The sequence below is a fragment of the Streptococcus sp. S784/96/1 genome (genome assembly GCF_902729355.1).
Lineage (GTDB): Bacteria > Bacillota > Bacilli > Lactobacillales > Streptococcaceae > Streptococcus > Streptococcus caledonicus.
This window is the reverse complement of the sequence record NZ_CACVCC010000006.1, coordinates 53,232-79,572: the sequence shown is the minus strand read 5'-3', so window position 1 is coordinate 79,572 and position 26,341 is coordinate 53,232. Positions and strand designations below refer to the sequence as shown.

Below are 26,341 nucleotides of genomic sequence, written 5' to 3'. Positions count from 1 at the left end.
ATTTTTTATAGTTGGATAGTATAGGCGTTTGGTTTTTAGATAGTAAGCATCGTTGGGATAAATTGTCCCAGTTGTAATTTAGTTGTTATCAATACATGAGGGGCAATTGGAGTTTTCTGAAATCATTACAGGCGACGAAGTTGCAATAACGAGAAATTTCTGTAGTGAAGCAAACGAGAATGAGGGTAAGTCAAAACTTTGAAAACATGACTTACCCTCACTCTATTTTTGATTTCTTAAATCTATTAGCAGTTCTTGTGCAGTTTCTTGATTTCGGTACTTTTCTTTAAGTAATCTGGGGAGAAGTATGGTGGCCTCTTTTTCTGTTGCACCGACAAGGAGTAGCAATGACTTAGCCTGAAGTTTCATATGTCCTTCTTGGATACCTGTTCCAATTAATGCTTTTAAAGCAGCAAAATTTTGTGCTAGTCCAACTGAAACAATAACACTTGCTAGTTCTTTTGCACTTGGGGAATTGAGAAGTTCGTGTGCTAATTGCACGGTTGGATTAAGGCCGATGGAGCCTCCTTTGGTTGCGATTGGCATTGGTAGTGTGAGTTTACCGTGAACTTGTTGTTTTTTTCTATCGTAAAACCAATTAGATAAACCACGATATAAACCTCCTTGAGTAGCGTAGGAATGTCCGGCGGCTTCAATAGCTCTCCAATCGTTTCCTGTTGCTAAAACAACAGCATCAATACCGTTGAAAATTCCTTTATTGTGAGTGGCAGCACGATAAGTATCAACCTGTGCTAAGTGAGTTGCGAGTTCCATTTTTTGAGCTAATTGTTGAGCTTCTTCAATGTTACGACTTAAAAAACGTAGGTCAACGGAACATTCAGCAGTTACTAAACTTTCGGTAGCATAGTTGGACAAAATTGCCATAAGACTTTTCCCAGCTGTTATCTCTTCCAAAATAGGGGCAATAGCTTCTAACATAGTGTTTAACATATTAGCTCCCATTGCTTCCTGTGTGTCCACAGACAAATAAACGATGAGAAACTCTTCTTTTTCTTCTGTCCAAATATTACGAGCACCACCCCCGCGTTTGAGGATAGAAGGATGGGCTTCGTTTGCATGAGATAAAAGCTGTTCTTTGTGAGATGAGATTATTTGCTCTGCTATTTTTTTATCCTTAAGATTGTAAAGAGCAACTTGACCTATCATAAGTCGATTGTGGATTGTAGTAGTAAAGCCACCTGAACGCTTGATAAGTTTAGCAGCAAAGCTAGCAGCGGCGACGACAGAAGGTTCCTCTGTTACCATAGGAACATGGTAAATTTTATTGTCAATTAGAAAGTCTGGAGCTATAGAAAATGGCAAGGAGAAAGTTCCTAGGACATGCTCTGCCATCTGATCGGCAGTTTTAAGAGCGAGTTGCTTGTTGTCCCTAAGAAGTGTCTGTTTTTCTTCTGTTAAGAGAGATGAAATAAGTTTTTGGCGTTCTAAGGGTGTTTTTTTTGAAAAGCCAGTCCAATTAATTTTCATTTTTGATATAAATCCGTTGATGTTGTTCAATGCCTTTGAGGCGATAAGATCCAGTTTTATAGTTGTTAAAAGTGGCTGAGCCCTCTTCATCTAGGTCAGCTTCTTCATAGAATAATTTCTCATATTCAGTTACAGAAAGGGGAGAGCGTTTGTCTAAATCGAGTAGTCGAGATGGTTTTAACATTGCCTTGTACCCTTCAACTAAGTTAGCTGAGAAAATTTCAGAGACTGCTCCTGAACCATATGAAAATAACCCGATTTTATCTCCTGCTTTGATGGTATCACTAGTTTCAAGAAGAGATAGGAGTCCCAGATAAAGGGATCCGGTATAGATATTTCCAACTTTCCGGCTATAGGCAATAGAATGCTCAAAATTAGCCAAAAGCTGTGCTTTGTTCTGCTCTGGGAGATTTTTTGTGATTAATTTATTGAGTCCTTTGAGGGCTAATTTTGGAAATGGGAGGTGCAGACACATAGCCGCAAAATCTTTTAAATCTGTCTGGTGGCGCTTTTGATATTCTGCCCAGGTTGTTTTTAAACTATCCAAATATTGTTTAGTAGAATAAATTCCATTTACATATGGGGTAGTAGAATAGTTTGGACGCCAAAAGTCCATGATATCACGCGTCTGAGCCACATTGTCATTGTTAAATGTAAGAATCCTAGGATTTGAGCTGACTAGCATAGCTACAGCACCGGCTCCTTGTGTTGATTCTCCGGCAGAGCCAATGCCGTATTTAGCAATATCAGAAGCAACTACTAAAACCTTACTATCAGGATTAGTAGAGACGTGTAGTTTAGCGTAATTGAGCGCAGCAGTAGCCGCATAGCAGGCCTCTTTTATTTCAAAAGAACGCGCAAATGATTGGATACCTAAAAGGCTATGAACATACACACTAGCGGCTTTTGACTGGTCAATGCCAGATTCGGTCGCTAGGATAACCATATCAATATCTGCCTTATCTTGTTCTGTTAGGATGTCCTGGCTAGCTGTAGTAGCTAAGGTTACAATATCCTCTGAGATGGGTGTGATACTTAGGGCATCTAACATAAGCCCTATTGAAAATTTTTCAGGTTCGGCTCCGCGAGCGCAAGCTAGATCATTCATGTTGAGGACGTATTGTGAGGTTGCAAAACCAATTTTATCAATTCCAATGTTCATCGATTTATTCTCCAAATGGGTAGAAACTGCTATCAAGTTAGAAAGTAAGCAACTTTGCCAAGTTAACTTAGTCATGTGCAAAAATGTCATAATTTTAATATGCTGTAGAGATATTCCATTTATGTACACAGTTTCTTATTTAGTTTTATTAGGGGATTTTACCATTGTCCATTTTATCATATTTTTTTGAAAAAACCCTAAGACTTGAGACCAATTTTTTTCGTTGGCTTTTTTAGGTATTTTTCGGTAAAATAGCATAGCGACTAACAAAGTAAAGCGTCTATTCAAATTTGTAAAGAAGGGTAAAAAATGACTAAAGCGGATGCTATTTTCAAAGATAATATCAGAAAAATTTTAGAAGAGGGAGTTTGGTCAGAACAGGCTAGACCTAAGTATAAGGATGGAAGGGTAGCCAACTCTAAATACATTACAGGTGCTTTTGCTGAGTATGATTTAAGTAAAGGAGAGTTCCCTATTACCACATTGCGTCCAATCGCAATAAAATCGGCTATTAAAGAGATGTTATGGATTTATCAAGATCAATCTAATAGCTTAGATGTTTTAGAGGATAAATACAATGTTCACTATTGGAATGATTGGGAAGTAGCAGGTGTTACTGCTAATAATGGTGATGCTCGTTCCATCGGACAACGCTACGGTGCAGTCGTTAAACAGCATGACATTATCACCAAGCTATTGAAACAACTAAAGGAAAACCCTTGGAACAGACGTAACGTCATTTCTCTTTGGGATTACGAAGCATTTGAAGAAACTGCTGGGTTGTTACCGTGTGCCTTTCAAACCATGTTTGATGTCCGTAGAGTTGATGGTGACATATATCTAGATGCAACTTTGACGCAACGTTCCAATGATATGTTGGTGGCTCATCATATTAATGCCATGCAATATGTAGCTCTCCAAATGATGATTGCCAAGCATTTTGGCTGGAAGGTTGGGAAGTTTTTCTATTTTATTAATAATCTTCACATTTATGACAATCAATTTGATAATGCGGCTGAATTACGACGTCGCACGCCATCAGATAAAGAACCACGTTTAGTGCTCAATGTGCCTAATGGAACTGATTTCTTTAAGATTAAACCTGAGGATTTTGAATTAGTAGACTATGAACCTGTTAAACCACAGCTTAAATTTGAATTGGCAATCTAATCTAGAGTCAATGTTTACGACAGGGGTTGATGCAGTTGTAAAAGATGTCACAGTGTCTTTGAAGTTTTGGGCATCTTTTGATTTCAAACAAGCTTTTTTAGCTTATTTTTGGTAAACTATAGACATGACTAATGAAAAAAAGATGATTGCTATTTGGGCACAAACGGAAGACGGTATTATTGGAAAAAATCAAACCATGCCTTGGTATTTACCTGCCGAATTAAACCATTTTAAAGAAACTACAATAGGGCAAGCGATTTTGATGGGGCGTGTGACGTTTGATGGTATGAACCGTCGTAAGTTACCAGGACGAGAAACCTTGATTTTAACCCGTGATACGAATTATAGTGTTGAAGGAGTTACTGTAGTTCACTCTATTGAGGAAGTTTTAAATTGGTTTGAACAGCAAGAAAAAACTCTCTATATCGCAGGTGGTTCAGCTATTTATAAGGCTTTTGAAGCCTACTATGATGGTTTAATTAAAACGACTATTCATGCAGATATTGATGGAGACGCCTATTTTCCATCATTAGATATGAAGCCGTTCGTTCAGATATCTGAACGAAATATTCAAAAAGATGATAAAAATCCCTATGATTTCACCATTTCCATTTTTGATAAAAAGGAGGGAGACTAGTGCAACGTAGTCTTTTTGGTGTGTTTACCGCCTGCTTAGGCGTCATTTGTGTACTTGCTATAGGGCCAGCGCTTAAGAAAAAGCGATATGGTTTAGCAATTTTTTTCTTACTCAATGCAATTAGTAACCTTGTCAATACGATTCAAGCCTTTTATGGCAACTTATTTTAAATAACTAGAAAGTGAAGATAATGGCCTCAAATAGAAAAATGGATCACAGAGTTTATTGTTCTTTCTGTGGAAAAAATCAGGAAGAAGTTCGTAAAATTATCGCTGGTAATGGCGTTTTTATCTGTAATGAATGTGTTGAACTTTCTCAAGAAATTATTCGAGAGGAGTTAGCAGAAGAAGTTTTAGCTGATTTAACAGAAGTTCCAAAACCAAAAGAATTACTAGAGCTTCTAAATAGCTATGTTATTGGTCAAGACCGTGCCAAAAGAGCTCTAGCGGTAGCAGTCTATAATCATTATAAACGTGTTAGTTTTACAGAAAGTCGCCACGATGATGATGTTGAGTTGCAAAAATCAAATATTCTTATGATTGGTCCAACAGGTTCTGGTAAAACTTTCTTGGCTCAAACGTTGGCTAAAAGTCTAAATGTTCCATTTGCTATTGCTGATGCTACATCATTGACTGAAGCAGGGTATGTAGGTGAGGATGTCGAGAATATCCTACTAAAACTGATTCAAGCAGCAGATTATAACATTGAACGTGCTGAGCGTGGTATTATCTACGTGGATGAAATTGATAAAATTGCAAAAAAAGGGGAAAATGTTTCCATCACCCGTGATGTTTCGGGAGAAGGAGTTCAACAAGCTCTTCTAAAAATCATTGAAGGTACAGTGGCTAGTGTGCCCCCTCAGGGAGGACGTAAACATCCAAATCAAGAAATGATTCAAATAGATACTAAAAATATTCTATTTATTGTTGGTGGTGCTTTTGATGGTATTGAAGATATTGTTAAACAACGCATGGGTGAAAAAATCATTGGTTTTGGACAAAATAATAAAAAACTTGATGATGAAGCATCTTATATGCAAGAAATTATTTCTGAAGACATTCAAAAATTTGGTTTGATTCCGGAATTTATTGGGCGCTTACCGGTGGTAGCGGCTCTTGAGCAACTAACTGTAAATGATTTGGTTAAGATTTTAACGGAACCTAAAAATGCCTTGGTTAAACAATATCAAACATTACTTTCTTATGACGGTGTTTTATTAGAGTTTGAGCAAGAAGCGTTAGAAAGCATTGCTTCAAAAGCTATTGAGCGTAAGACAGGAGCACGTGGACTACGTTCAATTATAGAAGAAACTATGTTAGATGTTATGTTTGAAATTCCAAGTCAAGAAGAAGTGACCTGCGTTCGTATCACCAAAGAAGCTGTTGAAGGGAAAGCCGGCCCTGTTTTGGAGACAGCGTAAGGAGGTCACATATGGCAGAAGAAATTTTTCTAAATACCCATAATGCCTCAATCCTTTTGAGTGCGGCTAATAAATCTCACTATCCTCAAGATGATCTCCCTGAGATTGCCTTAGCAGGTCGTTCAAATGTTGGAAAATCTAGTTTTATTAATTGTCTTTTGGGCAGAAAAAATCTGGCGAGAACATCAAGTAAACCGGGGAAAACTCAGTTACTGAACTTCTTTAACATTGATGACAAGCTTCGCTTTGTTGATGTTCCGGGCTATGGCTATGCCAAGGTTTCTAAAACAGAACGTGCCAAATGGGGCAAAATGATTGAAGAATATTTGACTAGTCGTGATAATTTGCGCGCTGTTGTCAGTCTTGTGGATATGAGACATGATCCATCAGTTGATGATGTGCAAATGTACGAATTTCTAAAATATTATGAGATTCCTGTTATTGTTGTGGCAACTAAAGCCGATAAGATTCCACGAGGTAAGTGGAATAAACACGAATCAGCGATTAAGAAAAAATTAAATTTTGATAAAAATGATAATTTTATTGTTTTTTCATCTGAGACCCGTCATGGCTATGATGAAGCATGGGATACTATTTTAGATTATCTCTAAGAATAATTGTCATTGATAAAATAAAGGCTTGAAGTTCGGGTTAGAAAACCAAAACTTCAAGCCTTTTAAGATGTTTTTGTAAGCAGGAGATAGTTATGGGAATGAAATTGCTATCTCTAAATCTTACCATCATAGGTGAATACTGACATCGCAACAGAAAGTGCTGATAGGATGTGTTTTATCAAAAAAACGATGGAATCCTGTAGGAGGGAATTTTGATACTAGCTTCGTTAACTTTTCTTAAAAGGTCCCCTGAATCTTTTGAATGTCCCACACGTTAGAAAAATTGATTAGATACTAGAATAGGTATTTAATCCATCTAATGATAGCTCGGGAATCAGACTTCCATCGGCATGAAATGACCGACGATGATTCCGATGATACGAGGCTCCTCATCATAGGGGGCAAATTTATCCTTATATTTAGGATTTAGGGATACCAAACGGAGGCCGCCCTCTTCTCGGTAAACTTTTTTGATATAGGTTTGGCCATCCCAGTCAACAGCATAAACAGCACCATCGTAATCAAAACCAGTTTGTTTGATAAGAGCCACTTCACCGTTTAGATAAACAGGATTCATGCTATCACCAAAAATCCAAGAAGCAAAGTCATGATCAAGCTCTTCTTCGTAAAAAACGCTGTCGTAGTTGCCGTCATTATAATAAGAGAAGCCTCCTCCAGCTGATAATTTTTCATAAACCTTATATTCAAAACGTGGTTTGGAAAGGCGAACTTGTTCTTCAAGTTGCAAATGAGCAAAGTCTATTACCTTTTCTTTGCGGGCACTTTCTAACTGGGCAAAGATGGTATTCAATTGAGGGAATTGATTTTCTTGACCATAAAGAATGTAATCAATGCTTGTATTTAAGAGCTCTGCTAATCGGCTTAGGCGTCGTCCTGTCGGAAGGGTTTTACCAGCTTCCCATTTGGAAATGGTACTATCAGATTTATAGCCTAATTGGTTTGCTAATTCTGCTTGTTCAAATCCAGCCTTTAATCGTAACTGCTTTAATCGCTCTGCTATTTCCAAAGACATCATATTTCTCCTTAATACTTGTTTAATAAAAGTGTATCATCTGTATGAAAAAAAATCAAGTCGATTGAAAAAAAATCAATAAAAACAATTTTATTTTGCAAAATTCAATAAAAATCGGTAAAATGGTACAGATGAAAATTTTCGGAGGCTATTTTGGCTAAAAAAGATATTAATGTAAATAACTATAATGATGATGCGATTCAGGTATTGGAAGGGTTGGATGCCGTTCGTAAGCGACCAGGAATGTATATTGGATCAACTGATGGGACTGGACTGCATCACCTGGTTTGGGAAATTGTGGACAATGCGGTTGATGAAGCTCTATCTGGCTTTGGAAATCAAATTGATGTGACATTAAATGCGGATGGCTCTGTTAGTGTAGCTGACAGTGGTCGTGGGATGCCTGTTGGGATGCATGCTATGGGTAAACCAACGGTTGAAGTAATCTTCACCGTTCTTCACGCAGGTGGTAAATTTGGTCAAGGGGGCTATAAAACTTCAGGTGGTTTGCACGGGGTAGGATCGTCAGTGGTTAATGCCCTCTCAAGTTGGCTTGAAGTTGAGATTACTCGTGATGGTGCTGTTTATAAGCAGCGCTTTGAAGATGGCGGAAAACCTGTAACCACCTTGAAAAAGATTGGCACAGCACCTAAGTCTAAGACAGGGACGACCGTTACCTTTATGCCGGATAACCGCATTTTTTCCACGACTGATTTTAAATTCAATACGATTTCAGAACGTTTGAAAGAATCTGCTTTTCTCTTGAAAAATGTGACCATGACGCTTACTGATTTGCGTGGAGAAGAGCCTGTATCTGAAGCTTTCCATTATGAAAATGGGGTGCAGGATTTTGTCGCTTATCTGAATGAAGACAAGGAAACCTTGACACCAGTTATTTCTATCGAAGGGCAAGATCAGTCATTCCAAGTGGAAATTGCTATGCAGTACAATGACGGTTACTCGGATAATATCTTGTCCTTTGTCAACAATGTCCGTACCAAAGATGGTGGAACGCATGAGACGGGTCTAAAAACAGCGATTACAAAGGCGATGAATGATTATGCCCGTAAGACAGGTCTACTCAAAGAAAAAGATAAAAATTTGGAAGGGTCTGACTACCGTGAGGGCTTGTCTGCAGTTTTGTCCATCCTTGTGCCTGAAGAGCATCTACAATTTGAAGGGCAGACCAAAGATAAGTTAGGTTCACCTTTAGCTCGTCCAGTTGTGGATGGGATTGTCTCTGAAAATTTGACCTTTTTCCTCTTGGAAAATGGTGAACTGGCAACGAATTTAGTACGTAAAGCCATTAAAGCAAGAGATGCTCGTGAAGCGGCTCGAAAAGCGCGTGATGACGCTAGAAGCGGTAAGAAAAATAAGAAGGACAAAGGACTTCTGTCTGGGAAATTGACCCCTGCTCAATCTAAAAATGCGGCTAAAAATGAATTGTACCTTGTCGAAGGGGATTCTGCCGGTGGTTCTGCTAAACAAGGGCGTGACCGTAAATTCCAAGCCATTCTGCCATTGCGTGGTAAGGTCTTAAATACTGAAAAAGCTAAAATGAGTGATATCCTTAAAAATGAGGAAATCAACACCATGATTTATACGATAGGTGCAGGCGTTGGTGCGGATTTTAGCTTAGATGATATCAATTATGACAAAATTATCATCATGACAGATGCCGACACCGATGGTGCCCATATCCAAACCCTCCTACTGACGTTCTTCTACCGTTACATGCGACCACTGGTTGAAGCAGGGCACGTTTACATTGCCCTTCCACCTTTGTACAAAATGTCTAAAGGCAAAGGTAAAACAGAAAAAATCGCCTATGCTTGGACAGATGGAGAGTTAGAAGAGTTGCGTCGTGATTTTGGAAAAGGTGCCATGCTCCAACGCTATAAAGGACTTGGTGAAATGAATGCCGACCAGCTTTGGGAAACGACCATGAATCCAGATAGCCGCACTCTTATTCGAGTGACCATTGATGACCTTGCGCGTGCTGAGCGCCGTGTATCGGTCCTTATGGGGGACAAACCAGCTCCTCGCCGTCAATGGATTGAAGATAATGTCAAGTTTACCTTGGAAGAAGCAACAGCCTTTAGCAAGTAAGGAGATATGATGGTTTTAGAAAATAAGCTAGGAATAGGAAATTCTCTAGAATTAGCAGAAGCAGAAGAAAAACTCAGTAAGCTCCGTGCAAAACAACTGTTTGAAAAACAATTGTTGGAGGATAAGCCAGCAGGCATATTTGAAACATTAGCTTATATCCATGATTTTCTTTTTGAGGAAATCTACGATTTTGCTGGCAAGGTCCGTACGGTCAATATGGCTAAGGGAGCTTTTAGATTTGCACCAGTTATGTATCTTCAAGTTTCCTTGGAAAACATCGACAAAATGCCACAGGATAGTTTTGATGCTATTGTTGAAAAATATGTCGAGATGAATGTTGCCCATCCTTTTCGTGAAGGGAATGGGCGCAGCATGCGTATCTGGCTTGATCACATCTTGTCAAAAGAGCTAGGTCAAGTGGTTGACTGGTCTAAGGTTGATAAGGAAGATTACCTCTTGGCTATGGAAAGAAGCCCTATCCGTGATATTGAAATTAAACATATTCTGAATAAGGCATTAACTTCCGACATTACTAATCGTGAATTGTATATGAAAGGAATTGACTACTCCTATTATTATGAGGGGTACACACTGTATAAGATTGAGGAGTTATAGTTAATGGTGAAGTCATTTCCTAATAAGTTAGTTTTATTTCTCAGTCTAACTTTTTTTATGACATGGGTTTAGGCTGGGGTGCAATGGCAACTTTCATATCCCTTTGACCTCGTCCATAGGCAATGTGATGCATATTTTTTCAGGTTTAAGTCCGACCATTGCAGCTATAATGTATTTAGAAGATAAATCATTAAGTGGGTTAAAAACTTTCCTATTTAGTATAAAAAGAAATTCTTGGCAATATTTAATCTTGTTTTCAGTATTATTATTGCTTGTATTTAGCTTATCTTCTGTCGGGATTAGTGGGCGTTTTTCAAACTCACTCATTCTAATTTTACTGATATAGGCAATCTTAATTGGTGGTGGTAATGAGGAGCTAGGATGGCGAGGGACGATGCAACCTTTGCTAGAGGAAAAATTGCTTATTGGAAATCTAGCTTGCTAACTGGATTTGTTTGGGGGTTCTGGCATTGACCACTATAGTTTATTGACGGTAGTATTCAGCAACAATTTCCCTATTATCAATTTTTAATCTACGCCGTTATTTTTAGTTTTGTGCTAGCGACATTATATCGTAAAACGCAATCGATACTTTTTTGTATGATTTTGCACGGCTTAAACAATATTGTATTAGGTTACTTTATTACAAAAGTAGATTCAGTATTGATAGCAGGCTTAATGATTTTATGGGGAATTTCAGTGTGCTTAGCCAATTCAGATATCGACATGCTGGAATAAAGATAGTATTACTTAGTAAATAAACGATATAGTCGCCTATTCAGAAATCTCCTGCCGTAGTGAAAGAGAGTGGAACAGGAGCCATGATTTCGAAGTCTTGACTTCCCCTCGCTCTCTGATTTCTAAGCTCAGGCTGAAACTGTCCACTGGACACTTTCACTCCTACTTCCGCACAGCTCCGAAGGTCTGGGAGATTTTTGGAGGTTGGAAATAAGATGAACAACGTTCATCACATTTGTATAGGATGGCCGCTAACGATTGCGTGGTACTAAAATAGTCTGGTGGACTATTTTAGGTGGACACTTAAAACTAAAGAAGTGTCCAGTTGCAGACTGCCAATCAACCACTGCGTCAATCTGCTATTACCATTAAAAATAGAAGGTGGAGATATTTATGTTTCAACCTCTAGGGGACTATTGAGACCTAGGCTCAACAGTTAGGGATGGAACGGTAGGCTCGCTTCCGTCCTCACTACTTAAAGGAGCTTTCAAAAAATCAAAAGAAAGATATTTAGAAAATGTCAAACATTCAAAACATGTCCCTTGAGGACATCATGGGAGAGCGTTTTGGTCGCTACTCCAAATATATCATTCAGGAGCGGGCGCTTCCTGATATTCGAGACGGGTTAAAACCCGTTCAACGTCGTATTCTTTATTCGATGAATAAGGATGGCAATACCCATGATAAGGGCTACCGTAAGTCGGCTAAGTCTGTCGGTAATATCATGGGTAATTTCCACCCCCACGGGGACAGTTCGATTTATGATGCCATGGTGCGCATGTCTCAGGATTGGAAAAACCGTGAAATTTTGGTGGAGATGCACGGGAACAACGGTTCTATGGACGGTGATCCACCTGCTGCCATGCGTTATACGGAGGCTCGGCTATCTGAAATCGCAAGCTACCTCCTTCAAGATATCGAAAAAAATACCGTGCCATGGGCATGGAACTTTGACGATACGGAAAAAGAACCAACGGTTTTACCAGCTGCTTTTCCTAACCTTCTGGTCAATGGTGCCACAGGTATCTCAGCAGGTTATGCGACCGATATTCCACCACACAATTTATCAGAAGTGATTGATGCAGTGGTTTACATGATTGACCATCCATCAGCTAAGTTAGAGAAATTGATGGAATTTCTCCCTGGTCCAGACTTCCCGACAGGAGGTATTATCCAAGGTGCGGATGAAATCAAAAAGGCCTATGAGACAGGTAAGGGACGTGTTGTTGTTCGTTCACGGACAGAAATCGAAACCCTCAAGGGTGGCAAACAACAAATTGTGGTAACTGAAATTCCTTACGAGGTCAATAAGGCTGTCCTTGTCAAGCGGATTGACGATGTCCGTGTGAACAATAAGGTTCCGGGAATCGCGGAAGTTCGTGATGAGTCAGACCGTACCGGTTTGCGCATTGCAATTGAATTGAAAAAAGATGCCGATAGCCAGACGATTCTCAATTATCTACTCAAATACACAGACCTTCAAGTCAATTACAACTTCAACATGGTTGCCATTGACAACTTTACCCCTCGTCAGGTAGGACTTCACAAAATCCTCTCTAGCTACATCGCGCACCGCCGTGAGATTATTGTGGCGAGATCTCAATTTGATAAGGAAAAAGCAGAGCGCCGTTTGCATATTGTAGAGGGACTTATTCGTGTTATTTCGATTTTAGATGAGGTCATTGCCCTTATTCGTGCTTCGGAAAATAAAGCTGACGCCAAGGAAAACTTGAAGGTTAGCTATGACTTTTCCGAAGAACAGGCAGAAGCGATTGTGACCCTACAACTGTATCGTTTGACCAATACTGATATTGTGACCTTGCAAAATGAGGAAGAAGCGCTTCGTCAGCAAATCATGGAGTTAGCCGCTATTATTGGCGATGAACGAACCATGTACAATGTCATGAAAAAAGAACTCCGTGAGGTGAAAAAACACTTTGGTAACCCACGCCGTTCAGAATTGCAAGACGAGGCTGTTGCCATTGAAATCGATACAGCCAGTCTTATCGTGGAAGAAGACACCTTTGTCAGCGTAACCAAAGGAGGTTATATCAAGCGTACTAGCCCACGTTCGTTCAATGCTTCAACGGTGGACGAAATTGGAAAACGTGATGACGATGATCTTCTATTTGTACAAGCGGCTAGGACAACGCAACATTTGTTGATTTTCACGACTTTGGGAAACGTTATTTACCGCCCAGTCCATGAGTTGACGGATATTCGTTGGAAAGATATTGGTGAGCACTTGTCGCAAACCATTACGAATTTTGCAACTAATGAGGAAGTTCTGTATGCAGAGTTGCTTGATCAGTTTGACCAGGGAACCTACGTTGCGATTACCGCATTAGGTCAAATCAAACGTGTTGAACGCAAGGAATTTAGTCCATGGCGGACTTACAAATCGAAATCTGTGAAATACGCTAAACTGAAAGAAGACAGTGATCGTATGGTAATGGTTAGCCCGATTCTCTTGGAAGATGTGATGCTTGTGACACGAAACGGTTATGCCCTTCGCTTTACGATTAATGACGTTCCTGTCGTCGGGGCGAAAGCGGCAGGGGTTAAAGCCATTAACCTTAAAGATGCTGATGTCATCCAGTCTGCTTTTATTGCAAATACGGATAGTTTCTATCTCTTGACACAGCGTGGTAGCTTGAAGCGAGTAGCACTCAGTGAGATTCCACAAACCAAGCGAGCTGGTCGAGGTCTGCAAGTTTTACGTGAACTAAAAGCCAAACCTCATCGTGTCTTTGTAGCTGGCCCTGTTCTTTCGGAAAATAGCGGAGCTGTACTCGATTTATTTACGACAGAAGTTGCAACGGATGACGCACAAATTCTTCAGATTACAGATACTGCTGGTCAAGTGATTGAAAAAGATTTGAGTCAACTCAGCCTTTCTGAACGTACTAGCAACGGTAGCTTTGTCAGTGACACGATTTCAGAACATGAAGTTTTATCAGCTAAAATACGATAACAAACCAATCTCTAGCCATTTCGGTTAGAGTTTTTTTGTGTTCAGTATCGCTAAAAGACAGAATTGTCTGAAAATTTATTGATTTTCTTTTCCAAAAGCGTTATACTAAATAACAATTATTAATGAGAGAGTGGGTATAAACAATGACAGTTGAATTAGATTGGGAAAATTTAGGATTTGAATACCGCAAATTACCATTTCGTTACATTTCTTACTTTCAAAATGGGAAATGGGATGATGGTGTGCTAGTAGAAGACACGCAATTGCACATTTCAGAAAGTTCTCCAGCACTGCATTATGGGCAACAAGCGTTTGAAGGTTTGAAAGCCTATCGGACGAAAGCGGGAAGCGTTCAACTTTTTAGACCAGATCAAAACGCAGAGCGCCTACAACGGACTGCAGATCGTCTGTTGATGGAACCTGTTCCAACTGACAAATTTATTGATGCTTGTAAACAGGTGGTGAAAGCTAATGCTGATTTTGTTCCTCCTTATGGCACAGGAGGAACACTCTATCTTCGTCCTCTATTGATTGGTATTGGAGATATTATTGGCGTAAAACCTGCAGAAGAATACATTTTTACTGTTTTTGCGATGCCTGTCGGCAATTATTTTAAAGGGGGCTTGCAGCCAACGAATTTCTTGATTCAAGACGATTATGACCGTGCGGCACCAAACGGCACAGGAGCGGCTAAGGTTGGCGGAAACTATGCAGCAAGTTTGTTGCCAGGTAAAAAAGCTAAATCTGCTGGTTTTTCAGATGTGATTTACCTTGATCCGGCCACCCATACTAAAATTGAAGAAGTTGGATCAGCCAATTTCTTTGGCATCACAGCTGATAATGAATTTATCACTCCAATTAGCCCATCCATTTTGCCTTCAATTACTAAATATTCGTTGTTTTATCTAGCAGAGCACCGCTTTGGAATGAAGGCAATTGAAGGTGATGTCTTTGTTGATGATTTAGCTAAGTTTACGGAAGCAGGTGCCTGTGGTACAGCAGCAGTTATTTCACCGATTGGTGGGATACAACACGGAGAGGAATTCCACGTTTTCTATAGTGAGACAGAAGTTGGACCAATCACTAAAAAATTATATGATGAATTAACAGGCATTCAATTTGGTGATAAAGAAGCACCTAAAGGTTGGATTGTTCCCGTTGATTTATAGAAAAAATAACAGCTTGCACTTGCAAGCAGTTTTCGTTTTCGGTAAAATATTAGTGTTGCCCGAAAAATAAGACAAGGAGAATAAAAGTCGGTTACTAACAGTGGAAGATGAGTGACAAGTGATTGTTTGAAAACTTCCATTTGATAGCCATAGTGTTTTAGAAATTATGAGTAAAAAAGATAAAAAAATTGAAATTCAAATTGTAGATGCAAAAATTGAGGTGAATGGGACCGAAGTCGATGGTTATCAGCTTAATATTGCCAAAAAAATGATTGGTGAAATTGCAGAGCTTGATGACCGCTTTGCCCTTGTAAAAGATAGCAAAGTTGATAGGTTTTATAAGACATTGGATCAAGCGGTTGAAAAAATTATTGAAAACTACAATTTAAATCATTAAAAATTTAAATATATGACTTGATTTCAACAAGGAACTGTGTTATACTAATCCTTGTGTTTTGGAAAGATAGCGAAGAGGCTAAACGCGGCGGACTGTAAATCCGCTCCTTCGGGTTCGGGGGTTCGAATCCCTCTCTTTCCATTTAATGGGGTATAGCCAAGCGGTAAGGCAAGGGACTTTGACTCCCTCATGCGTTGGTTCGAATCCAGCTACCCCAGTCATGGTAAGCTCTTGCGAGTAACCTTGAAAATAAGATATACCAAAACCCAGAATAGGCTGGGTTTTGTTGGAGGATTTTTTAGAATGAATGAATTTGAAGATTTGCTAAACAGTGTTAGCGAAGTTAACCCAGGTGATGTTGTCACTGCAGAAGTATTGACAGTTGACGCTGGTCAAGCTAACCTTATCATCAGTGGTACTGGTGTTGAAGGTGTATTGACTCTTCGTGAATTGACTAACGACCGTAATGCTGACATCAATGACCTTGTAAAAGCTGGCGAAACACTTGAAGTGCTTGTTCTTCGTCAAGTTGTAGGTAAAGATACTGATACAGTAACTTACCTTGTATCTAAAAAACGTTTGGAAGCTCGCAAAGCTTGGGACAAATTAGTTGGTCGTGAAGGCGAAGTTGTTACTGTTAAAGGGACTCGTGCTGTTAAAGGTGGACTTTCAGTTGAGTTTGAAGGACTTCGTGGTTTCATCCCTGCGTCAATGATTGATACACGCTTTGTTCGTAACACTGAACAATTTGTTGGTCAAGAGTTTGATGCTAAAATTAAAGAAGTTGATGCTGCTGAAAACCGTTTCATCTTGTCACGTCGTGAAGTTGTTGAAGAAATAGCTGCAGCAGCTCGTCAAGAAATTTTCTCAAATATTGAAGTTGGTTCAGTTGTTACTGGTAAAGTTGCTCGTTTGACAAGCTTCGGTGCTTTCATCGACCTTGGTGGTGTTGATGGACTTGTTCACGTGACTGAATTGTCACACGAACGCAACGCTTCTCCAAAATCAGTTGTATCTGTAGGTGAAGAAGTAGAAGTTAAAGTTCTTGCAATTGATGAGGAAGAAGGACGTGTATCACTTTCTCTTAAAGCAACAACACCTGGACCATGGGATGGCGTTGAGCAAAAACTTGCAGCTGGCGATGTTATTGAAGGTAAAGTTAAACGCTTGACTGACTTCGGTGCTTTCGTTGAAGTATTACCAGGTATTGATGGACTTGTTCACATCTCACAAATTTCACACAAACGTGTTGAAAATCCAAAAGATGTTCTTTCAGCAGGTCAAGATGTAACTGTTAAAGTTCTTGAAGTAAATGCTGAAGCTGAACGTGTATCACTTTCAATCAAAGCATTGGAAGAGCGTCCAGCACGTGAAGAAAATTCCAATGAAGAAGGCGAAAAACGTCAACCACGTCGTCGTGCTCCAAAACGTGAAGCTAAACGCGATTACGAATTACCAGAAACACAAACTGGCTTCTCAATGGCTGACCTTTTCGGTGATATCGAATTGTAATTTTAACCAAAGACCTGTTAAACAGGTCTTTTAATTTTTGATTTTTCATGCTATAATAATTTAGTTACCACTCTTAGTGTAATGGATATCACGCAAGATTCCGGTTCTTGAAATAGGGGTTCGATTCCCTTAGAGTGGATGAAGGATACAGAGAAGTCCTTGTGATTTAAGCTTTTTAATGTTCATAACAAATGCTAATCGCTGATATCTTCTATTTGCTCTAAAAGCTTGTCTGAAGATTGCAAGGGAGATGAAAATTTGTTATACTTAAAAAGTGTTACACGTAATGGGGTCGTTACGGATTCGACAGGCATTATGAGGCACATTTTGCGACTCGCGTGACGGCGTTAACGTTCAGTTAAATATAACTGCAAAAAATACAAACTCTTACGCTTTCGCTGCCTAAACACCAGCAAGCGTGATTTCTATAAGATTGCTTGTGTCTTATTAGAAGTCTTAAAACAGCAAGCTACGTTTGACTATTGTCTAGCTAGTTAAAAAGAGATTGATAGACTCGCAAGGTTTGGGCTTGAGTTATGTGTCAAAATTTTGTTAAAGCAAGACATAACCTATGGTTGTAGACGAATGTGTTGGCAGGTGTTTGGACGTGGGTTCGACTCCCACCGGCTCCATATCTATTTGGCAGATTTTTTCTGCCATTTTTTTAAAGGAAAAAAGATGAAAAAAAACTTATTATTTCTAGGACTTGGGATATTTTTTCTTTGTTTATCAGCTTGTTCTTCTAAGAAAGATACAGAAGTAAAAACTGTTGAAAATGTTACATTAGATACTAATGTTGTAAAAAAAGATACAACCCCAATTCATCAAGATATACGACTGAAGTTTAATGATATTCAATTAGCCAGTGCTGCTAATGAGTTTAAAGGTGGTACAAATCTTGAAGGTTTAAAAAATCTGTTTGGTGAGCCTATGAGCCACGAAACAGTTCCTGCAGGTAGTGTTTCTGTTGATCTATACACTTGGAATTTTGACCAAGTATCGTTACGTGTCCACATTTATCAAGATAGTAGTATTGTTCGTTCTATTTCAAACTTTCAATTTAACCGTGAAGAAACTATCACAAAATCGGATGTTGATGCTTTAAAGATTTCTCAAGAGAATATACCTGGTGATAGTTTCAAAGCTATATCGGATAAGCTTGGGCAACCTGATGTGATGTCACAGGCAGTTTCCTCAGAAAAAGAGGAAATACAAGCGGTTTGGACCAGTGGTCTTAAAACGGATAGTGGAGCTACTCTAATTCTAGATTTTGAAAATAATGCTCTGGTAAGAGTTGAACAGAATGGAATTAAGGATTAATTACCCAAACTATTAGAATTAGTTTTATATGATATAACCTTGGCTAGTCTGTTTGGAAAATTTAGGGATTCTTTTTGTTGTTCTTATGTTTAAAACATGGTTAAAAGGCATAGAATCCGATTGTAAAACAGATGATTTTGTGCCTTTTAGTGTTTAAATCGTAAATAAAAAAATTCATGCTTATTTTGTATGTTACCATTAAATGCTTGTACAACTTTTGGGTAATAGTGTGTCGCTTTTTTGATTTTTTATCTTTAAAAAACACAAGTGAACGACTACTTTGGCTATAGTTGTTGGCGTTCTGTAGGAGTGTTGTCATAACTTGCTAAATCAGGTCATTTAGAAATTAGGTATAAGAGGTTGACTTGTTTGGTATAATAACTGTTATCTTGATAGAGGATTTTTTACTGACTTGTTTTAGTTGTTTTTTTGATGGTAAATGATTTATAACATTTTACTAAAAGTGATTAGATTGGTTTAAATCTTTTAAAATGTATGTGATAAACGTTTACGGTTTTAGTCTGTATAAAATTGATCAAATGAGTCTATTATTTCGTTTTTTGAGTCTCACTAAAAGAGGGGGTGAACGTCTTTTCTGAATCATTCCCGTTGTTCTTCCTCTCGGTCCTATCAAGCGATTGGAAGACTATAAAAATAACAATCGCCACATGATATTAACGTTTTAGCTTATCAACTTATAGAAGAACATCCATTTTTCAACATTATCGCCACAAAGTTTTGGCGTTTTCAGATATAAAGGTAATTGAAATTGTAGGTGTAAGGACAGTTGTATCGCGCATAATATGGGTTATTTGATTGTATTTTCAAAAAATTGACTTTTCTATCCTGAAATCACTCATTGAAATTAGCAACTACGGGAATGATTCTTTCTTATTTTTACTAACATTTTAGAAAAAAATAGGGTATAATATTAGGGTTATAATAGTATGAAGCAACTGTTTTTTAAACTATATAAAATTGACCTATTTATGATAGGATATTGATAGAAAGGAATAAAATGCGTAAAGAGATTTCTCCTGAATTATTTAATTACAATAAATTTCCAGGGCCTGTTTTTGTTTATTTTGATCAGATTGTAAAATCTGATGATACGAGTTTTACGCTTTTAAAAAATCACAAGGAAGCCTTTGATACTGAGGCTTTCACTCAACGTTTTTCGGAATGGCTTCTAAAGTATGATTACATTGTTGGCGATTGGGGTAACGAACAACTTCGTCTGAAAGGTTTTTATCGTGAGGATAAATCAGTAGCTAATACACTGAAAATTTCTCGCTTAGAAGATTATCTTAACGAGCATTGTGCTTTTGGCTGTGCTTATTTTGTTTTAGAAAATGGAGAGCCTCGTGAAATAATATCAGAGGATGAAGAGCAGAATAAACGTCGTCGTAAGCGTCGCCGTAGATTATCCGCTAAAAAGCCTCAAAAAGACTTTAAAATGAGCAGTGTCAATCGGGAAAAGACAGAAAAATCCCGTCGGCGTGATTTTGACCAAAAAAACTCGGATGGCAAACAGCATTTTACCATTCGTAAAAAAGAACAATAGTTTGTTAATATGAAAAATGAAAGGATGTTTAACTAAGGAAATAGTTGAATGTGAGGTTATCATTGGGAAAATATAGTCACTTTCTCAGTTTAGTTAACTCTCTGGTGCTTTATTAATGACTGAAGATATAAAGGTAACACGATCAAAGCGTCGTCCAAAATTAGAAGATATGCCAGATTATAAACCTTCTATTTATAATTTGACACAGGAACAGTTGATTGAGTGGGCGATTGAAAATGGTGAGAAAAAATTCCGTGCGACTCAAATCTGGGATTGGTTGTATCGCAAACGTGTCCAATCATTTGATGAAATGACTAATATTTCAAAAGATTTTATTGCGAAATTGGATGAACACTTTTGTATTAATCCTCTTAAGCAACGTATTGTCCAAGAGTCAAAAGATGGTACGGTTAAATATTTGTTTGAGCTTCCTGATGGAATGTTGATTGAGACCGTTTTGATGCGTCAGCATTATGGTCTTTCTGTCTGTGTGACGACTCAAGTGGGATGCAATATTGGATGTACTTTTTGTGCCTCTGGCTTGATTCCTAAACAACGTGACTTGGTGAGTGGAGAGATTGTTGCTCAAATCATGTTGGTGCAAAAATATTTTGATGAGCGAGGCCAAGGAGAGCGTGTCAGCCATATCGTTGTGATGGGAATTGGTGAGCCACTCGATAATTATACCAATGTGATGAATTTCCTTCATGTCGTTAATGATGACAAGGGGCTTGCAATTGGTGCGCGCCATATTACAGTATCAACCTCTGGCTTAGCCCATAAAATTAAAGATTTTGCTAATGAAGGTGTGCAAGTCAATCTTGCGGTCTCTCTTCATGCACCCAATAATGACTTACGTTCAAATATCATGCGTATCAATCGTTCTTTCCCACTAGAGAAACTGTTTGAGGCTATTGAATATTATATTGAGACAACTAACCGTCGTGTAACCTTTGAATATATTATGCTCAATGAAGTCAATGATCATGTTGAAAATGCCCAAGAATTGGCTGATTTAACAAAGAAAATTCGCAAGTTATCTTATATTAACTTAATTCCTTATAACCCTGTTTCAGAACACGATCAGTATAGTCGTTCGACGAAGGAAAGAACAGCTGCATTCTATGATGTTCTTAAGAAGAATGGCGTTAACTGTGTCGTGCGTCAAGAGCATGGAACGGATATTGATGCGGCTTGTGGGCAGCTTCGTTCAAATACGATGAAGGCTGATCGCCGTAAAGCAGTTGTTGAAGCGGCAGGTCGTTAATGCCTAGTTTTTTTGATAAACAAGCAGAGCTAACCTTAAAAGGACGTCAGCTAACTTGGAGTTTAGTGATTCTGTATAGCTTAACATTAGTATTGCTGTGCTGGACACCTCAGTATGGGACTATTGAGGGTGTAGAGACCCCTAATGTCTTTTCGGTTGGAAGAATGGTGTTTCTATTAGTTCCCTTTAATTCTTTAATCGGTTTTGGAGAATTAGATACTGCCTTGGAAATATTTTGGGTCATCACTCAGAATGTGATGAATATCTTCTTGATATTTCCCTTGATGTTAGGTTTGCTTGGTCTTTTTCCAAACTTGAGAAATCTGAAGAAAATCCTTTGGTTAAGCTTTGCTATTTCCTTAACCATTGAGGTAGGGCAGTTAATCTTAGATTTGCTTATTGATGCCAATCGTGTCTTTGAGATTGATGACCTTTGGACTAATACACTTGGGGGCGCTATTGCTTTTTGGACATTTAATAAGCTACAAACTTTATTGAGAGTGGGGTATAAGTTGTAACTTCTTTTACTACTTAAATTTTCAATTTCTGAATGATCTTTTATACAGAACTGTTTTATAGTTACTTAGTTTTAAAATATCACAATATTGATAAAGTTATTAACTTATGCTATCAACATATAACTGTATTATATTAGTAATTGATTTTTGAAAAAATCATGGGCGACGTAGTCGCCATAACTAACCCTTTCTGAAATGGTGAAAACACTCAAACTGTCAAGTTTTAATATGAGGAGTGAGAATGTCCAATGAATAATTTCAGCCTGAACTTATAAATTAAAGAGTGAAGGAGAACTAGGATCTCTAAATTGGAGCAAACCCACACACTACATTAGGATAAGTGCTAATAAAAATGATACTAAATAACTATAGCATTTTACGAACTGCAACGACTATTACTATAAAAAAGAAGGCTGGAATAGGTTTACCAGCCTTCCTTTCTTGGAGGTAGATGATGTATCAGAGAATAATGATTATTGGTTCTCCAGGCTCTGGAAAGTCAACCCTAGCAAAGAGATTAGCTCAGGAATTGGAGCTTCCCCTCATCCATCTGGATAAACTGAATTGGATTGATGACAAGCATACCGTTTCAAAAGAGGTTTTCTTGGAGCGATTAGACAAAGTGGTATCAGGAAGTTCTTGGATTATTGATGGTAATTATGGTAGTTCAATGGAAGTTCGTCTTAAAAGAGCAGAGCTGGTCATCTGGCTAAAGGTGCCACGCTTGGTGTGTCTTTATCGTGTTGTTAAGCGGTATTTGCACAGCCTTTTTCAAGATAATAGTGCTGGTAACCCAAAGCGTATTGATTGGAACTTTATCCGTTTTATATGGGGTTTTCCAAAAAGCCATCAAAAGACAGAAGAACTTTTGGAACAATTCTCAACTGTAAAAGTGCTAAAGGTGAGCAATTTAAAGGATGCTTTGCATTTTGTAAGAGAAAATACTTGACCTTTGAGAAGGTCTAAGGTGTATGATAAAAGTTGTGTGTGCTGAAAATAGCAGGCAATAGATGAAAAGAAATTGAAAGGGAAACAGGTAGGTCTTTCTGTAATAAGTTTAAACCAATATTCGGAAAGTCTTGCATTAAGATTATGCAAATTATAAAAAAATTATGGTGGTTTTTCTATCAAGAAAGACGCCGATATCTCATTGGGATTATTGCACTGAGCTTGGTCGCGGTACTTAATTTGGTGCCCCCTTTTGTGATGGGGGGGATTGTTGACCACATTGTTAGTAGAAGCTTAACGGAAACAGAATTGGTAATTAACCTTATCTATTTGTTATTGGCTTCCCTAGGCATGTATTTTTTACGTTATATTTGGCGAATGTATATTTTTGGAACATCCTATCGTCTAGGCCAAATCATGCGTTTCAGATTGTTTGAGCATTTTACCAAAATGTCTCCGTCCTTTTATCAAAAATACCGTACTGGGGACTTGATGGCGCATGCGACTAATGATATTAACTCTTTGACGCGTCTTGCAGGTGGTGGTGTCATGTCTGCAGTTGATGCTTCGGTAACAGCTTTGGTAACATTGGCAACTATGTTCTTTAGCATTTCTTGGCAAATGACCTTGATTGCGGTGTTACCTTTACCATTTATGGCCTTGGCAACAAGTCGTTTGGGACGTAAGAATCACGAATCATTCCGACAATCTCAAGCGGCTTTTTCAGACCTTAACAATAAGGTTCAAGAATCAGTTTCAGGTATCAAAGTCACCAAATCATTTGGTTACCAAGAAGAAGAAACACAAGCTTTTCAAAAAGTTAATGAAGCAGCTTTTGAAAAAAATATGGTGTCAATGAAGTACAATGCGATGTTTGATCCGACAGTGATGCTTTTTGTAGGAGCTAGCTATGTCTTGACCCTTTTAGTCGGTTCTTATATGGTACAAGCGGGGCAGGTAACTGTCGGTAATCTTGTTACTTTTGTGACCTACTTAGATATGCTCGTTTGGCCTTTGATGGCTGTGGGATTCCTTTTCAATATCACACAACGTGGTAATGTTTCCTATGACCGTATTGCTGAATTATTAGATCAAGAATCTGATGTTCAGGAGACAGATAGTCCAGTTGAGGGGATTTGCAATGGTTGTTTAGAATACGCTATTGATCACTTCGCTTACGAGGGTGAACCTACTCTTGAAGATATTCATTTTACTCTTGAAAAGGGTCAAACACTTGGCTTGGTTGGTCAGACAGGTTCTGGTAAGACAACCTTGATTAAGTTATTATTGCGTGAATATGATGTTAATGATGGCTCTATTAAGTTAGATGGTTGTAATATTCGTGATTATCGATTGTCTGATTTGCGTGGTTTGATTGGTTATGTTCCGCAAGACCAATTTTTATTTGCGACAACAATCTTAGAAAATGTTCGTTTTGGAAATCCTGCTCTGCCATTGGAACAAGTGGAAAAAGCGACTAAGCTGTCTCAAGTCTATGATGATATTAAGGCGATGCCTGAAGGCTTCGACACTCTTATTGGTGAAAAGGGTGTTTCTCTTTCTGGGGGACAAAAGCAGCGCTTGGCCATGAGCCGTGCCATGATTTTGAATCCTGATATTCTGATTTTGGATGATAGTCTATCTGCTGTAGATGCTAAGACCGAACATGCCATTATTGAAAATCTGAAAGAGACACGTGACCATAAGACAACGATTATAACAGCGCATCGCTTATCAGCAGTAGTTCACGCTGACCTTATTTTGGTCATGCAAGATGGGCGTATCCTTGAACGTGGGACTCACGAAGAACTGTTGGCGCAAAATGGCTGGTATGCTGAAACTTATGCTTCACAACAATTAGAAATGGAGGGTGTTGATGAAAACTAAACAAAATCAATGGGAAGTTCTCAAACGTCTTCTATCCTATTTAAAAAATTATAAGTGGTTAACTGTTCTGGCGCTAGCTTTTCTTTTGACCACAACCGTTCTACAAACCATTATTCCATTGGTGGCTAGTCGCTTTATTGATGACTACCTTGGCAATATGACGCAGACAGCAGGTCTGATTTTGGTGGGGTATTATCTGCTTTACCTACTGCGCGCAGCTTTTTCTTACCTAGGTAATTTGCTTTTTGCGCGTGTTTCTTACAGCATTGTCCGAGATATTCGTCGTGATGCCTTTGCGACAATGGAGCGCTTAGGAATGTCTTATTTTGATAAAACACCTGCGGGTTCAATTGTGTCTCGTTTGACCAATGATACGGAATCCATCAGTGAGATGTTCTCTGGGATTTTATCAAGTTTTATCTCAGCTATATTTGTCTTCACGGTGACGCTTTATACCATGTTGGTTCTGGACATTAAATTGACGAGTTTGGTTGTTATTTTCTTACCCCTCATCTTTATTCTTGTTAATTTATACCGTAAAAAGTCAACGGCTGTTATTGAAAAAACGCGTTCGCTTCTCTCAGATATCAACAGTAAATTGGCTGAAAGTATTGAAGGGATTCGTATTATCCAGGCTTTCAACCAGGAAGAGCGTCTCAAAGAAGAGTTTGATGCTATCAATGAAGAACATGTGCTTTACTCAAACCGTTTTATGGCTTTAGACAGTTTGATGCTTCGTCCTGCTATGTCACTTTTAAAACTCCTTGCTTATGCTGTTTTGATGGGCTATTTTGGAGCGATGGGAATGAAAACAGCGGTAACAGCTGGTACAATCTATGCTTTTATCCAGTATGTGAATCGTCTCTTTGATCCACTTATTGAAGTCAGTCAAAACTTTTCAACACTTCAAACCTCTATGGTATCTGCCGGTCGTGTTTTCAAACTGATTGATGAAACTGGTTTTGAACCTGTTCAAAATGACAATAGCAGTGCAAGGGTGACTCAAGGGAATATTGTCTTTAAAAATGTGAGTTTCTCGTATGATGGTAGTCGTAAAATTCTTGATGATATTTCCTTTGAAGTGAAAAAAGGTGAGACCATTGCTTTTGTTGGTCACACAGGTTCAGGGAAATCATCTATTATCAATGTTTTTATGCGTTTCTATGAATTTGCAGAAGGGCAAGTACTTCTTGATGGTATTGATATCCGTGATTATAGTCAAGCTGAGTTACGAAAAAATGTTGGTTTAGTTCTCCAAGATCCATTCCTATATCATGGAACCATTAAATCTAATATTGCCATGTATCAACAGTTGACGGATGAAGAGATTCAAGCAGCAGCAGAGTTTGTTGATGCAGATCAATTTATTCAGAAATTACCTGAAAAATATGATGCCCCAGTTTCTGAGCGTGGCTCTTCGTTTTCAACAGGTAAGCGCCAGCTTTTGGCCTTTGCCAGAACGGTAGCCAGTCAACCTAAAATCCTCATTCTAGACGAAGCAACAGCCAATATTGATTCTGAGACAGAGAGTATTGTGCAAAATTCTCTTGCCAAGATGCGGAAAGGTCGGACAACAATAGCGATTGCTCATCGATTGTCAACCATCCAAGATGCCAATTGTATTTACGTGCTTGACAAGGGACGGATTATCGAGTCTGGAACCCATGAGGAGCTTTTAGAACTTGGTGGAACCTATCATAAAATGTACGAACTCCAAGCAGGAGCCATGCAGAATTAAAACAGAATCTCTTAGCAAATGCTAGGAGATTTTATTGTTGTAGAAAAATATATTGTGACTA

Annotated in this window: 23 protein-coding genes, 3 tRNA genes and 1 other RNA gene; 23 read left to right on the top strand and 4 right to left on the bottom strand. The window is 38.5% G+C overall.

Annotated elements, in window-relative coordinates; all coding sequences use genetic code 11:
• Positions 1-222 precede the first annotated feature (222 nt).
• Positions 223-1,488 (bottom strand): hydroxymethylglutaryl-CoA reductase, degradative, encoded by a 1,266-nt coding sequence (locus GZ996_RS03425; protein WP_238386385.1) that lies wholly within the window; start codon positions 1,486-1,488, stop codon positions 223-225.
• A complete protein-coding gene (locus GZ996_RS03420; RefSeq protein ID WP_162011335.1) occupies positions 1,478-2,650 on the bottom strand; it encodes a hydroxymethylglutaryl-CoA synthase in 1,173 nt (390 codons plus the stop codon). The genes GZ996_RS03425 and GZ996_RS03420 overlap by 11 nt, the downstream gene beginning before the upstream one ends.
• A 309-nt stretch (positions 2,651-2,959) precedes the next feature.
• Between GZ996_RS03420 and GZ996_RS03415 the strand changes: the two genes are divergently transcribed.
• From GZ996_RS03415 to yihA, 5 genes are all read left to right on the top strand, one after another.
• Complete coding sequence (locus GZ996_RS03415) at positions 2,960-3,820, top strand: thymidylate synthase (RefSeq protein WP_156806681.1); 861 nt, start codon at positions 2,960-2,962, stop codon at positions 3,818-3,820.
• Between the two features lie 124 nt (positions 3,821-3,944).
• Positions 3,945-4,457, top strand: a complete 513-nt coding sequence (locus tag GZ996_RS03410) for a dihydrofolate reductase (RefSeq protein WP_162011334.1) — start codon at positions 3,945-3,947, stop codon at positions 4,455-4,457.
• Positions 4,457-4,627, top strand: a complete 171-nt coding sequence (locus tag GZ996_RS11705; protein WP_156806679.1) for a hypothetical protein — start codon at positions 4,457-4,459, stop codon at positions 4,625-4,627. Before GZ996_RS03410 ends, GZ996_RS11705 begins: the two co-directional genes overlap by 1 nt.
• Before the next feature lie 20 nt (positions 4,628-4,647).
• Positions 4,648-5,877, top strand: coding sequence for an ATP-dependent Clp protease ATP-binding subunit ClpX (clpX, locus tag GZ996_RS03405; protein WP_162011333.1), 1,230 nt, complete (start codon positions 4,648-4,650; stop codon positions 5,875-5,877).
• A gap of 11 nt (positions 5,878-5,888) precedes the next feature.
• Complete coding sequence (gene yihA, locus GZ996_RS03400) at positions 5,889-6,488, top strand: ribosome biogenesis GTP-binding protein YihA/YsxC (protein ID WP_156806677.1); 600 nt, start codon at positions 5,889-5,891, stop codon at positions 6,486-6,488.
• 337 nt (positions 6,489-6,825) lie between these two features.
• On the opposite strand, the gene GZ996_RS03395 is transcribed toward yihA, so the two are convergent.
• Positions 6,826-7,524: a helix-turn-helix domain-containing protein gene (locus tag GZ996_RS03395; RefSeq protein ID WP_443255842.1), complete on the bottom strand. Its 699-nt coding sequence runs from the start codon at positions 7,522-7,524 to the stop codon at positions 6,826-6,828.
• A 153-nt stretch (positions 7,525-7,677) separates the two neighbouring features.
• Between GZ996_RS03395 and parE the strand changes: the two genes are divergently transcribed.
• On the top strand, positions 7,678-9,633 hold the full coding sequence (parE, locus tag GZ996_RS03390) for a DNA topoisomerase IV subunit B (RefSeq protein ID WP_161978767.1): 1,956 nt from the start codon (positions 7,678-7,680) through the stop codon (positions 9,631-9,633).
• Between the two features lie 9 nt (positions 9,634-9,642).
• Positions 9,643-10,248 carry a protein adenylyltransferase Fic gene (fic, locus tag GZ996_RS03385; RefSeq protein WP_161978768.1) on the top strand — a complete coding sequence of 202 codons (606 nt, stop codon included), beginning with the start codon at positions 9,643-9,645 and terminating at the stop codon, positions 10,246-10,248.
• A 93-nt stretch (positions 10,249-10,341) separates the two neighbouring features.
• Here the strand turns inward: fic and GZ996_RS03380 are convergent, their stop codons facing one another.
• Positions 10,342-10,575 carry a hypothetical protein gene (locus tag GZ996_RS03380; RefSeq protein ID WP_162011332.1) on the bottom strand — a complete coding sequence of 78 codons (234 nt, stop codon included), beginning with the start codon at positions 10,573-10,575 and terminating at the stop codon, positions 10,342-10,344.
• Between the two features lie 159 nt (positions 10,576-10,734).
• Here GZ996_RS03380 and GZ996_RS12180 point away from each other — a divergent pair, with 159 nt between their 5' ends.
• The 16 genes from GZ996_RS12180 to GZ996_RS03300 all read left to right on the top strand — a co-directional run bounded on the left by GZ996_RS12180 (position 10,735) and on the right by GZ996_RS03300 (position 26,280).
• Positions 10,735-10,986 carry a CPBP family intramembrane glutamic endopeptidase gene (locus GZ996_RS12180; RefSeq protein ID WP_156806702.1) on the top strand — a complete coding sequence of 84 codons (252 nt, stop codon included), beginning with the start codon at positions 10,735-10,737 and terminating at the stop codon, positions 10,984-10,986.
• A gap of 517 nt (positions 10,987-11,503) precedes the next feature.
• A complete protein-coding gene (gene parC / locus GZ996_RS03370; RefSeq protein WP_162011330.1) occupies positions 11,504-13,960 on the top strand; it encodes a DNA topoisomerase IV subunit A in 2,457 nt (818 codons plus the stop codon).
• Between the two features lie 143 nt (positions 13,961-14,103).
• Positions 14,104-15,129 (top strand): branched-chain amino acid aminotransferase, encoded by a 1,026-nt coding sequence (locus GZ996_RS03365; protein ID WP_162011329.1) that lies wholly within the window; start codon positions 14,104-14,106, stop codon positions 15,127-15,129.
• 166 nt (positions 15,130-15,295) lie between these two features.
• Positions 15,296-15,526, top strand: a complete 231-nt coding sequence (locus tag GZ996_RS03360) for a DUF2969 domain-containing protein (RefSeq protein ID WP_156806671.1) — start codon at positions 15,296-15,298, stop codon at positions 15,524-15,526.
• 60 nt (positions 15,527-15,586) lie between these two features.
• Positions 15,587-15,667, top strand: a tRNA-Tyr gene (locus tag GZ996_RS03355).
• Positions 15,668-15,672: 5 nt separating this feature from the next.
• A tRNA-Gln gene (locus GZ996_RS03350) sits at positions 15,673-15,744 on the top strand.
• A gap of 85 nt (positions 15,745-15,829) precedes the next feature.
• On the top strand, positions 15,830-17,038 hold the full coding sequence (rpsA, locus tag GZ996_RS03345; protein WP_156806670.1) for a 30S ribosomal protein S1: 1,209 nt from the start codon (positions 15,830-15,832) through the stop codon (positions 17,036-17,038).
• 67 nt (positions 17,039-17,105) lie between these two features.
• Positions 17,106-17,177 (top strand) — tRNA-Arg (locus tag GZ996_RS03340).
• A gap of 149 nt (positions 17,178-17,326) precedes the next feature.
• Positions 17,327-17,673: a transfer-messenger RNA gene (gene ssrA / locus GZ996_RS03335) on the top strand.
• A gap of 43 nt (positions 17,674-17,716) precedes the next feature.
• Positions 17,717-18,358 (top strand): DUF3862 domain-containing protein, encoded by a 642-nt coding sequence (locus tag GZ996_RS03330; RefSeq protein ID WP_156806669.1) that lies wholly within the window; start codon positions 17,717-17,719, stop codon positions 18,356-18,358.
• 1,018 nt (positions 18,359-19,376) lie between these two features.
• Positions 19,377-19,922 (top strand): YutD family protein, encoded by a 546-nt coding sequence (locus GZ996_RS03325; protein ID WP_162011328.1) that lies wholly within the window; start codon positions 19,377-19,379, stop codon positions 19,920-19,922.
• A gap of 115 nt (positions 19,923-20,037) precedes the next feature.
• Entirely contained in the window at positions 20,038-21,189 is a 1,152-nt protein-coding gene (rlmN, locus tag GZ996_RS03320; protein ID WP_162011327.1) for a 23S rRNA (adenine(2503)-C(2))-methyltransferase RlmN, read from the top strand.
• The gene (locus tag GZ996_RS03315; protein WP_156806456.1) at positions 21,189-21,707 is read left to right on the top strand and encodes a VanZ family protein; all 519 of its coding nucleotides are present in this window, start codon (positions 21,189-21,191) and stop codon (positions 21,705-21,707) included. Before rlmN ends, GZ996_RS03315 begins: the two co-directional genes overlap by 1 nt.
• A gap of 454 nt (positions 21,708-22,161) precedes the next feature.
• Positions 22,162-22,656 carry an AAA family ATPase gene (locus tag GZ996_RS03310; protein ID WP_162011326.1) on the top strand — a complete coding sequence of 165 codons (495 nt, stop codon included), beginning with the start codon at positions 22,162-22,164 and terminating at the stop codon, positions 22,654-22,656.
• Positions 22,657-22,799: 143 nt separating this feature from the next.
• Positions 22,800-24,542, top strand: coding sequence for an ABC transporter ATP-binding protein (locus tag GZ996_RS03305; RefSeq protein ID WP_162011325.1), 1,743 nt, complete (start codon positions 22,800-22,802; stop codon positions 24,540-24,542).
• Entirely contained in the window at positions 24,532-26,280 is a 1,749-nt protein-coding gene (locus GZ996_RS03300) for an ABC transporter ATP-binding protein (RefSeq protein ID WP_162011324.1), read from the top strand. The genes GZ996_RS03305 and GZ996_RS03300 overlap by 11 nt, the downstream gene beginning before the upstream one ends.
• Positions 26,281-26,341: the final 61 nt, after the last annotated feature.

Excerpts from the sequence above, each read along its gene's own strand:
- clpX (WP_162011333.1), top strand. The coding sequence starts at position 4,648 with ATGGCCTCAAATAGAAAAATGGATCACAGAGTTTATTGTTCTTTCTGT.
- GZ996_RS03330 (WP_156806669.1), top strand. The coding sequence starts at position 17,717 with ATGAAAAAAAACTTATTATTTCTAGGACTTGGGATATTTTTTCTTTGT.
- GZ996_RS03360 (WP_156806671.1), top strand. The coding sequence starts at position 15,296 with ATGAGTAAAAAAGATAAAAAAATTGAAATTCAAATTGTAGATGCAAAA.
- GZ996_RS03415 (WP_156806681.1), top strand. The coding sequence starts at position 2,960 with ATGACTAAAGCGGATGCTATTTTCAAAGATAATATCAGAAAAATTTTA.
- fic (WP_161978768.1), top strand. The coding sequence starts at position 9,643 with ATGGTTTTAGAAAATAAGCTAGGAATAGGAAATTCTCTAGAATTAGCA.
- GZ996_RS03410 (WP_162011334.1), top strand. The coding sequence starts at position 3,945 with ATGACTAATGAAAAAAAGATGATTGCTATTTGGGCACAAACGGAAGAC.
- parC (WP_162011330.1), top strand. The coding sequence starts at position 11,504 with ATGTCAAACATTCAAAACATGTCCCTTGAGGACATCATGGGAGAGCGT.
- GZ996_RS03315 (WP_156806456.1), top strand. The coding sequence starts at position 21,189 with ATGCCTAGTTTTTTTGATAAACAAGCAGAGCTAACCTTAAAAGGACGT.
- rpsA (WP_156806670.1), top strand. The coding sequence starts at position 15,830 with ATGAATGAATTTGAAGATTTGCTAAACAGTGTTAGCGAAGTTAACCCA.
- GZ996_RS03325 (WP_162011328.1), top strand. The coding sequence starts at position 19,377 with ATGCGTAAAGAGATTTCTCCTGAATTATTTAATTACAATAAATTTCCA.
- rlmN (WP_162011327.1), top strand. The coding sequence starts at position 20,038 with ATGACTGAAGATATAAAGGTAACACGATCAAAGCGTCGTCCAAAATTA.
- GZ996_RS03380 (WP_162011332.1), bottom strand. The coding sequence starts at position 10,575 with ATGAGTGAGTTTGAAAAACGCCCACTAATCCCGACAGAAGATAAGCTA.
- GZ996_RS03425 (WP_238386385.1), bottom strand. The coding sequence starts at position 1,488 with ATGAAAATTAATTGGACTGGCTTTTCAAAAAAAACACCCTTAGAACGC.
- yihA (WP_156806677.1), top strand. The coding sequence starts at position 5,889 with ATGGCAGAAGAAATTTTTCTAAATACCCATAATGCCTCAATCCTTTTG.
- GZ996_RS03365 (WP_162011329.1), top strand. The coding sequence starts at position 14,104 with ATGACAGTTGAATTAGATTGGGAAAATTTAGGATTTGAATACCGCAAA.
- GZ996_RS03300 (WP_162011324.1), top strand. The coding sequence starts at position 24,532 with ATGAAAACTAAACAAAATCAATGGGAAGTTCTCAAACGTCTTCTATCC.
- GZ996_RS03395 (WP_443255842.1), bottom strand. The coding sequence starts at position 7,524 with ATGTCTTTGGAAATAGCAGAGCGATTAAAGCAGTTACGATTAAAGGCT.
- GZ996_RS03420 (WP_162011335.1), bottom strand. The coding sequence starts at position 2,650 with ATGAACATTGGAATTGATAAAATTGGTTTTGCAACCTCACAATACGTC.
- GZ996_RS03305 (WP_162011325.1), top strand. The coding sequence starts at position 22,800 with ATGCAAATTATAAAAAAATTATGGTGGTTTTTCTATCAAGAAAGACGC.
- GZ996_RS03310 (WP_162011326.1), top strand. The coding sequence starts at position 22,162 with ATGTATCAGAGAATAATGATTATTGGTTCTCCAGGCTCTGGAAAGTCA.